9 protein-coding genes are annotated in these 8,077 nt (G+C 43.2%); 1 reads left to right on the top strand and 8 read right to left on the bottom strand.

Annotated features, from left to right (window positions below; all coding sequences use genetic code 11):
• Positions 1 to 14 precede the first annotated feature (14 nt).
• Positions 15 to 359: a hypothetical protein gene (locus tag BCU75_RS21870; RefSeq protein ID WP_241905401.1), complete on the bottom strand. Its 345-nt coding sequence runs from the start codon at positions 357 to 359 to the stop codon at positions 15 to 17.
• Between the two features lie 318 nt (positions 360 to 677).
• Between BCU75_RS21870 and BCU75_RS21865 the strand changes: the two genes are divergently transcribed.
• Positions 678 to 1,919, top strand: a complete 1,242-nt coding sequence (locus BCU75_RS21865; protein WP_102475080.1) for a diguanylate cyclase — start codon at positions 678 to 680, stop codon at positions 1,917 to 1,919.
• Positions 1,920 to 2,129: 210 nt separating this feature from the next.
• Here BCU75_RS21865 and nqrM read toward each other — a convergent pair whose 3' ends face one another.
• The 7 genes from nqrM to BCU75_RS21830 form a co-directional block, all read right to left on the bottom strand.
• On the bottom strand, positions 2,130 to 2,384 hold the full coding sequence (gene nqrM / locus BCU75_RS21860) for a (Na+)-NQR maturation NqrM (protein ID WP_004735214.1): 255 nt from the start codon (positions 2,382 to 2,384) through the stop codon (positions 2,130 to 2,132).
• A gap of 16 nt (positions 2,385 to 2,400) precedes the next feature.
• Complete coding sequence (locus BCU75_RS21855) at positions 2,401 to 3,405, bottom strand: FAD:protein FMN transferase (protein ID WP_102475079.1); 1,005 nt, start codon at positions 3,403 to 3,405, stop codon at positions 2,401 to 2,403.
• Between the two features lie 174 nt (positions 3,406 to 3,579).
• A complete protein-coding gene (gene nqrF, locus BCU75_RS21850; protein ID WP_076677930.1) occupies positions 3,580 to 4,806 on the bottom strand; it encodes an NADH:ubiquinone reductase (Na(+)-transporting) subunit F in 1,227 nt (408 codons plus the stop codon).
• A gap of 29 nt (positions 4,807 to 4,835) precedes the next feature.
• The gene (gene nqrE / locus BCU75_RS21845; RefSeq protein WP_004735211.1) at positions 4,836 to 5,432 is read right to left on the bottom strand and encodes an NADH:ubiquinone reductase (Na(+)-transporting) subunit E; all 597 of its coding nucleotides are present in this window, start codon (positions 5,430 to 5,432) and stop codon (positions 4,836 to 4,838) included.
• Between the two features lie 7 nt (positions 5,433 to 5,439).
• On the bottom strand, positions 5,440 to 6,072 hold the full coding sequence (locus BCU75_RS21840; protein ID WP_076677928.1) for an NADH:ubiquinone reductase (Na(+)-transporting) subunit D: 633 nt from the start codon (positions 6,070 to 6,072) through the stop codon (positions 5,440 to 5,442).
• On the bottom strand, positions 6,072 to 6,839 hold the full coding sequence (locus BCU75_RS21835; RefSeq protein ID WP_004735209.1) for a Na(+)-translocating NADH-quinone reductase subunit C: 768 nt from the start codon (positions 6,837 to 6,839) through the stop codon (positions 6,072 to 6,074). Before BCU75_RS21835 ends, BCU75_RS21840 begins: the two co-directional genes overlap by 1 nt.
• Complete coding sequence (locus BCU75_RS21830; RefSeq protein WP_076677924.1) at positions 6,829 to 8,073, bottom strand: NADH:ubiquinone reductase (Na(+)-transporting) subunit B; 1,245 nt, start codon at positions 8,071 to 8,073, stop codon at positions 6,829 to 6,831. The genes BCU75_RS21835 and BCU75_RS21830 overlap by 11 nt, the downstream gene beginning before the upstream one ends.
• Between the last annotated feature and the right edge of the window lie 4 nt (positions 8,074 to 8,077).

Here is an 8,077-nt window from a genome sequence, read left to right as displayed (position 1 = left end):
ATTTTAGTTGACCACTACAAAATCAGGTAATCGTTAATGTAGCTATTAATAAGTTCACTGGGCATTGCAGTATGATTCGTCAAGGATAATTGACTTCCAGAAATATTTTGTTCTTCAACCCACTCCAAAAATAATCCTATTTGATTAGATCGTACATATTGTCCATTTGTGCCTATTTCAACTTCTTCAAAACAATGTTCAGTTTTGGATGAAATTCGATCAAATTTGGACTTCAACTCTATAGACACCCCCTTATGAGTTGTATAGCGAGCATACAAAGAAGGCAAGAGTATAGGTGTATTCGAATCATCCAAATAAATCCAGTGACCATTAAAAACTTTGTCGCTGATTCTCTGCATACACTCTCCTACACAAGACAATACCTAAAAGTTTAACAGTAGCAGAGAACAGTCTACTTACAACCTGCTACAAATGCGCAACACCCTCAAGTTTAAAAGCAATCCATATCAACATGGATTATTTTTCTAACTTTCTCTTCGCCCGCACTACACATCTAGGAATAACTCAACCTTACAACTGTATCTATGAACAGTATAATCAATTATTCTCAAATTTAAAATGATCTGGAGTCCAGCTCAACAGGTTTCTCTTCAATAGCCGCCTACTATTCTGATAGTATTGTTAAGGAGTATTTAGTCTATAAGTAGGGATAGCTTTTGAGTGAGAAAATACTAGTAGTAGAGGACAGTCGTGCATTCAGAAACTACCTGTACCAACAATTTAAAAACGATGGCTATGATGTTTCACTGGCTGAATCTGTAGCAGAAGCCAAAGCTATCTTAGAGCAAGAGACGGATTTCTTGTGTGCGGTGCTCGATTACTGCTTACCCGATGGCCAAGATGGTGAGATCATTGATTTGGTACTCGGCTATCAACAAAAAATCATTGTGCTCACGGGCATGTTCAACAACACACTTCGAGAGCAAGTACTCGCAAAAGGTGTGCTTGATTACATCCTCAAAGACAGCATGTCGTCAGTCAGTTACTTACTTCCTCTGGTTAATCGAATCTCGAATAACCGATACCATAAAGCCTTAGTAGTTGATGATTCTGCTGTGGTTCGTCGATATGTCGTCCAACTTCTTGAGCATCAATATATTCAAACGATTCAAGCGGAAGATGGAGAGCAAGCACTAGAGCTCCTCCAAAACGATCCTGATATCACTTTTGTCGTTACCGACCATGACATGCCGAACAAAGATGGCATTTCGATGACTCGTGATATTCGAGTCCAACACGATCGTAATCAACTCGCTATTCTTGGTCTATCTGGCAGTGATGATCGTACAATGACAGCTCGCTTCCTTAAAGCTGGCGCCAACGACTTCCTTTATAAGCCATTTAACCAAGAAGAATTTTTCTGCCGTATTCACCAATTACTAGACATGAAAGAAGCGACCAATGAGCTGTTTCGTCATGCAAACGAGGATGCTCTGACCGGACTTTGGAACCGTCGCTACCTATTCAATAAAGCATGTAAAGGCTGCGAACATCGTAGTATCGCTATGATGGATATCGATTTCTTTAAAAAGGTCAACGATACCTACGGCCACGATGGTGGCGATGCGGTACTCGTTGAGGTTGGAAAAATCATCAAGGAACATTTTAAGGATGATTTAGCGGTTCGCTTCGGTGGCGAAGAGTTTTGTATTCAGTCATGCGGGCCATATGAAGATTTTGTGGATCTCTTAGAGTCGATGAGAGTCGCAATTGAAAATAATGAAGTGCTGCATGATTCACATGTGATTAAAGTGAGCATAAGCATTGGCGTGACCGACCAAGTAGGCTCTTTAGACGAGCAAATCAAAGCAGCAGACGAACTGCTTTATGCCGCGAAAGAGCAAGGTCGAAACCAACTGATATGCGCTCGTAACAACCTTCAACGCATTAATGAGTAGTTCTTACTTTCCTAGAGCACCGAACCTCCTCAACTTTTAAAACGAAAAGAGCCCAAGGCATTAACCTTGGGCTCTTTGTTTTTTGGGGAGCCTGTTTCGCTCCTAATCATTATTGCTATTAATCACTATCACAACTGCAACTAAGTACTGTCGCACTTGCAACTAAACACTTTCGTAACTAAACACTGTCGCAATTAAGCACCATCGAAACTAAGCAATACGATCTTTATTCCAAGAAGCTTCTTTTTGCTGACGCTCAGCCAGTTTCTCTTCGCGGTATGCTTCACGTGCTTCACGCTTTTTGCGCGCATCACAAGGTTCAGGACAGTTACATACTTTATCAATACCAACAGCACCTAAGCCACCACAGCTACCCTTCACAACTTTCTTTTGGATAATATAGCCAATAGACATCGCTGCGATTACTGCAAGAAAAACACCAAATGTAATCAGAAATGTATTCATAATTATCTCGCTTACCTTATTTACCTAAGTATGGCTTAAATGCTTCAGAAGCAATTTCTTTAAAGCCATCTGCTGTTTTTACCACCATGAACACAGGGATGTTATGTTGGTTCGCGACTTCCAGTCCTTTTTCTTCACCTAAGACCATAATGCCTGTAGATAAGCCATCTGCAGTCATTGAAGACGGGTTTAAAACAGTTACAGAAACCACTTTATGATGAAGCGGCTTACCTGTTTCTGGGTTGATAATGTGTGAATAACGAACACCATCGCGCTCAAAATAGTTACGGTAGTCACCAGACGTTGCGATCGCCATGTCACCCGGTTCGATGATCTCTTGAATGTTGCGCTCATCGACTGTTGGCTTCTCTATGGCGATACGCCAACCCACATTCTCACGGTTTAAGCCTTTCAAGCGGATTTCACCACCAACTTCGACCATGTAATTATGGATACCAATTGAATCAAGGTAATCAGCAACCACATCCACCCCCCAACCTTTTGCGATAGTTGAAAGATCAACATACAAGTTAGGCAAATCTTTGCTTAGCTTATTACCTTTAACGCTTAAGTGGTGAATACCAACCTTAGCCTTGCGAGCCGCAAGCTCTTCGTCCGATGGAACCACCTCAGGACGAGCTTCAGGACCAAAACCCCAAAGGTTAACTAATGGACCAACCGTAACATCCAACGCACCTTCAGTAAGACCGTTCAAACGAATCGCTTCTTTCACAACGGTAGCAGTTTGTTCAGACACCTCGAATGCGTCGGCACCTTTATGCTGGTTAAAACGGCTCAGCTCTGAGTCCTCACGGTAGGTCGACATTTGATCGTTCACTTCTTCAAGCAGACGGTCGACCTCGGTATGAACCTCATTAGACTCCGGAAATTCATCACCATTAATGTACTTAATGTTGTAACTAGTACCCATTGTAGGGCCACTTAAATGCACTTGCTCTCTTGCCTGCTCACAGCCCGCAAGAAAAATCAAAGAAGTTAATGCAACAAGCCAAATTCTCACTTGCTTACTCCTGTCTAATGTTGAGGATTTATATAAGGAAAAATAAAAGTAAAAAATAGGTATTTTGAATGCCTTACTCTTTCTTATATAAGCCAGTATGTTGTCAAAAATAGTCTTAGAAAAACAAATGGCTGACTCGCAAGAGTCAGCCATAATATCAATCACTTAAATGGATTAACCACCGAAGTCATCTAGTAAGATGTTTTCATCTTCTACACCAAGATCTTTCAGCATGCCGATAACAGCCGCGTTCATCATTGGTGGACCACACATATAGTACTCACAGTCTTCAGGAGCTTCGTGATCCTTCAGGTAGTTTTCGTACAATACGTTATGGATGAAACCTGTGTAACCGTCCCAGTTGTCCTCTGGTTGAGGATCAGACAGTGCACAGTGCCACACGAAGTTCTCGTTTGCAGCCGCTAGGCCATCGAAATCTTCAATGTAGAACATCTCACGCTTAGAACGGGCACCGTACCAGTAAGACATCTTACGAGTAGAGTTAAGACGCTTAAGTTGGTCAAAGATATGTGAACGCATTGGCGCCATACCTGCACCACCACCGATGAATACCATTTCATTGTCTGTGTCTTTAGCAAAGAACTCACCAAATGGACCTGAAATAGTACATTTGTCGCCTTCTTTAAGAGACCAGATGTATGAAGACATCACACCAGGAGCTACATCAGGGTTGTTTGGTGGCGGAGTTGCGATACGCACGTTAAGCTTAATGATGCCTTTCTCTTCTGGGTATGAAGCCATAGAGTAAGCACGGATCGAATGCTCTTTAACGATAGACTCGTAACGGAACAAGTTGAACTTATCCCAGTCACCACGATATTCATCAGGAATATCGTAATCTGCGTATTTCACGTGATGTGGTTCAGCTTCAATCTGAATGTAACCACCCGCGCGGAACGGAACTTCTTCACCTTCAGGGATAGCTAGAGCCAATTCTTTGATGAAAGTAGCTTCGTTATCGTTAGAGATAACAGTACATTCCCACTTTTTAACACCAAAGATATCTTCGTCTAGTTCAATCTCCATGTCAGTTTTCATAGCAACTTGACATGCAAGACGTTCGCCTTCGCGAGCTTCACCTTTTGTGATGTGATCAAGTTCAGTTGGTAAGATGTCGCCACCACCAGACTTCACTTTCACGCGACACTGACCACAAGAGCCACCGCCACCACAAGCAGAAGATACAAAGATACCAGCGCCAGCAAGGGCACCAAGTAGCTTGCTACCAGGTTGAGTAACGATCGCCTTTTCAGGGTCGCCGTTTACTGAAATAGTGATGTCACCTGATGGTACTAGCTTAGACTTAGCGAAAAGAATCACTAGTACTAGAGCCAATACAATAATGGTAAACATCGCTACGCCAAGAATAATGCTTTGCATTTGTTATTCCTTATTACTGGGTGCTTACCCTACAGTTGAACACCAGAGAAAGACATAAAGCCTAACGCCATCAGGCCAACAGTAATGAACGTGATACCAAGGCCACGTAGACCTGGGGGTACGTCAGAGTACTTCATCTTCTCACGGATACCCGCAAGAGCAACGATAGCTAACATCCAACCCACACCAGAACCAAAGCCGTAAACAACGGATTCAGCAAAGTTGTAGTCACGAGTTACCATGAAAGATACACCACCAAAGATTGCACAGTTAACTGTGATCAGAGGAAGGAAGATACCTAGTGCGTTGTACAAAGGTGGGAAAAAACGGTCTAAAACCATCTCTAGGATTTGTACAAGTGCTGCGATAACACCAATGAATGCGATGAAGTTAAGGAAACTTAAATCGACACCGGCAACAAGTGCATTTTCTTTTAGAATGTGCGTGTAAACAAGGTTGTTTACAGGAACAGCGATTGTAAGTACTACAACTACCGCAACACCAAGACCAAAAGAAGTTTTAACTTTCTTAGAAACCGCTAGGAATGTACACATACCTAGGAAGAAAGAAAGCGCCATGTTTTCGATGAAAATCGATTTAACTAGCAGACTAATATAATGTTCCATGACTACCTTACCCCTTCGCTTCTATTTGCTCTGGTTTGAACACACGAATTGCCCAAATCAAGAAACCAATTAAGAAGAATGCTGAAGGTGCTAGAAGCATCAAGCCGTTTGGCTGATACCAACCACCGTTGCTCACTAGAGGTAGAACTTCCATACCAAATAGTTTGCCAGAACCTAGAAGCTCACGGAAGAAACCAACAGTGATAAGAACGAAACCGTAACCAAGACCGTTACCAATACCATCGATGAAAGATGGGATTGGCGCAGACTTCATTGCGAACGCTTCAGCGCGACCCATTACAATACAGTTAGTAATGATTAGGCCTACGAATACAGATAGCTGCTTAGAGATATCGTATAGGTATGCTTTAAGCACTTGGTCTACCACGATTACTAATGATGCGATAATTGCCATCTGAACGATGATACGCACACTGTTAGGAATGTGGTTACGGATCAAAGAAACGAAGAAGTTAGACAGAGCAGTAACGAACATTACTGCGATAGTCATAACAAATGCTGTTTCTAGCTTAGTGGTTACCGCAAGAGCAGAACACACACCAAGAACCTGTAGCGCGATTGGGTTGTTATCCAAAACAGGCGCTAAGATGCTCTTTTTAATTTCTTTTGCACTAGACATTAGTTCAGACCTCCGTCACGAACTTTTGCTAGGAACGGACCAAAGCCCATATCACCTAACCAGAAGTCAAATGTATGTTGAACACCAACGCTAGTCAGTGTTGCACCAGAAAGGCCATCTACACCGTGCTCAGAACCTTGAGGAGCGCCACCTTTAACAACCTGGATTGCAGGTTTGTGGTTTTCGTCGAATAATTTCTTACCAACGAATTGAGCGCGCCAAGTTGGGTTCTCAACTTCACCACCAAGTCCAGGAGTTTCACCTTGCTCGTAGTAAGTGATACCAGAAACTGTGTTGCCATCAGTTTCTACCGCAACGAATGCGTACATCATTGACCAAAGGCCGTTACCGTGAACAGGGATGATAACTTTAGAAGTTTCAGCGCCATCTTTCACTAGGTATACAGTACCCGTGTTAGCACGACGAATGATCTTAGCGATGTCATCTTCAGCTGAAAGCTTGATTGACTGAGCTGGATCTTTTGCCGCTTTACGTTGGTCGTATGCAGCAGCGTCGCCGTCCACGAAATCGCCAGTAGCGAAATCAACTAGACGAGGTTCAATGTTCTCTGCGTACAGTGCTGGAATATTACCCGCAAGTTCAATGCCCGCAACTTCAAGGATCTTAGTTTGCTGATCCAGAACTGCGTTAGCTTGTTGCTTAGGTTTAAGAACAACTGCAGCTGTTGAAACGATGATTGAGCACACTAAGCTCAATGCGATAACAACAAACAGCGTCTTTTTAATGCTATCGTTATTACTTGCCATAGCGCGCTAGTCTCCGCTTAATGTTCTTCTCGATTACAACGTGGTCAAACAGAGGAGCAAATAGGTTTGCGAATAGAATCGCAAGCATCATGCCTTCTGGATATGCAGGGTTAACTACACGAATCATCACACACATTGCGCCGATTAGGATGCCGTACCACCACTTACCTTTATTGGTAAATGAAGCTGATACAGGGTCGGTCGCCATGAAGAACATACCGAATGCGAAGCCACCTAGTACTAGGTGCCAATGCCAAGGCATGCTGAACATTGCATTAGTGTCAGAACCAATCACGTTAAATAGTGTTGATACTGCAATCATACCGATCATTACACCTGCAATGATGCGCCATGAAGCAATGCCCATGTAAACAATCATTGCTGCACCAATCATAAGTGCAAGCGTTGAAACTTCACCGATAGAACCTGGAATGTTACCAATGAATGCGTCCATCCAAGTGATTGCTTCACCCGATGTTACGTTCATTAGTGCACTACCACCGCCTTGAGCCCATTGGCTAAGAGCAGTTGCACCAGAGAAGCCATCTGCAGCGGTCCAAACTACATCACCTGAAATCTGTGCAGGGTATGCAAAGAATAGGAAAGCACGACCAGCAAGCGCAGGGTTCAGGAAGTTACGACCTGTACCACCAAAGATCTCTTTAGCTACAACAACACCGAAGGTAATACCTAGTGCTGCTTGCCATAGAGGAAGTGTTGGCGGAACGATAAGCGCGAATAAGATAGAAGTAACAAAGAAACCTTCGTTGACTTCGTGCTTACGCACCATACAGAACAGTACTTCCCAGAAGCCACCGACGATAAACACCGTCGCATAGATAGGTAGGAAGTAAGTCGCACCGAGTAGCATCTTACTGCCAACACCTGCATCGGGCCCTAAGGAGGCTCCAAGCATTTCGGTTAGCCAGTAGTGCCAGTTGCCACCAATAACAGAAACTAATTCAGTGCCTGCGTACATGTGGTTAAGTGCTGCGATAGCTTGACCACCTGCGTTGTACATACCCCAGAACATTGCTGGGAATACCGCAAGCCAAACCATGATCATGATACGTTTTAAATCAACGCTATCACGGACGTGCGAGCTTTTCTTTGTAACTGTACCTGGTGTGTAGAAAAGTGTTGCTGCTGCTTCGTAAAGCGCAAACCACGTTTCGTGTTTACCACCTGGTTCAAAATGATGCTCGATGTCTTCAATAAACTTTTTAAGGCCCATGAAA

The sequence above is a fragment of the Vibrio splendidus genome (genome assembly GCF_002873455.1).
Taxonomy (GTDB): Bacteria; Pseudomonadota; Gammaproteobacteria; order Enterobacterales; family Vibrionaceae; genus Vibrio; species Vibrio splendidus_J.
The sequence above is the reverse complement of the archived record's forward strand: the minus strand, read 5'-3'. Positions and strand labels throughout refer to the sequence as shown.

Excerpts from the sequence above, each read along its gene's own strand:
- BCU75_RS21870 (WP_241905401.1), bottom strand. The coding sequence starts at position 359 with ATGCAGAGAATCAGCGACAAAGTTTTTAATGGTCACTGGATTTATTTG.
- nqrM (WP_004735214.1), bottom strand. The coding sequence starts at position 2,384 with ATGAATACATTTCTGATTACATTTGGTGTTTTTCTTGCAGTAATCGCA.
- nqrF (WP_076677930.1), bottom strand. The coding sequence starts at position 4,806 with ATGCAAAGCATTATTCTTGGCGTAGCGATGTTTACCATTATTGTATTG.
- nqrE (WP_004735211.1), bottom strand. The coding sequence starts at position 5,432 with ATGGAACATTATATTAGTCTGCTAGTTAAATCGATTTTCATCGAAAAC.
- BCU75_RS21840 (WP_076677928.1), bottom strand. The coding sequence starts at position 6,072 with ATGTCTAGTGCAAAAGAAATTAAAAAGAGCATCTTAGCGCCTGTTTTG.
- BCU75_RS21835 (WP_004735209.1), bottom strand. The coding sequence starts at position 6,839 with ATGGCAAGTAATAACGATAGCATTAAAAAGACGCTGTTTGTTGTTATC.
- BCU75_RS21830 (WP_076677924.1), bottom strand. The coding sequence starts at position 8,073 with ATGGGCCTTAAAAAGTTTATTGAAGACATCGAGCATCATTTTGAACCA.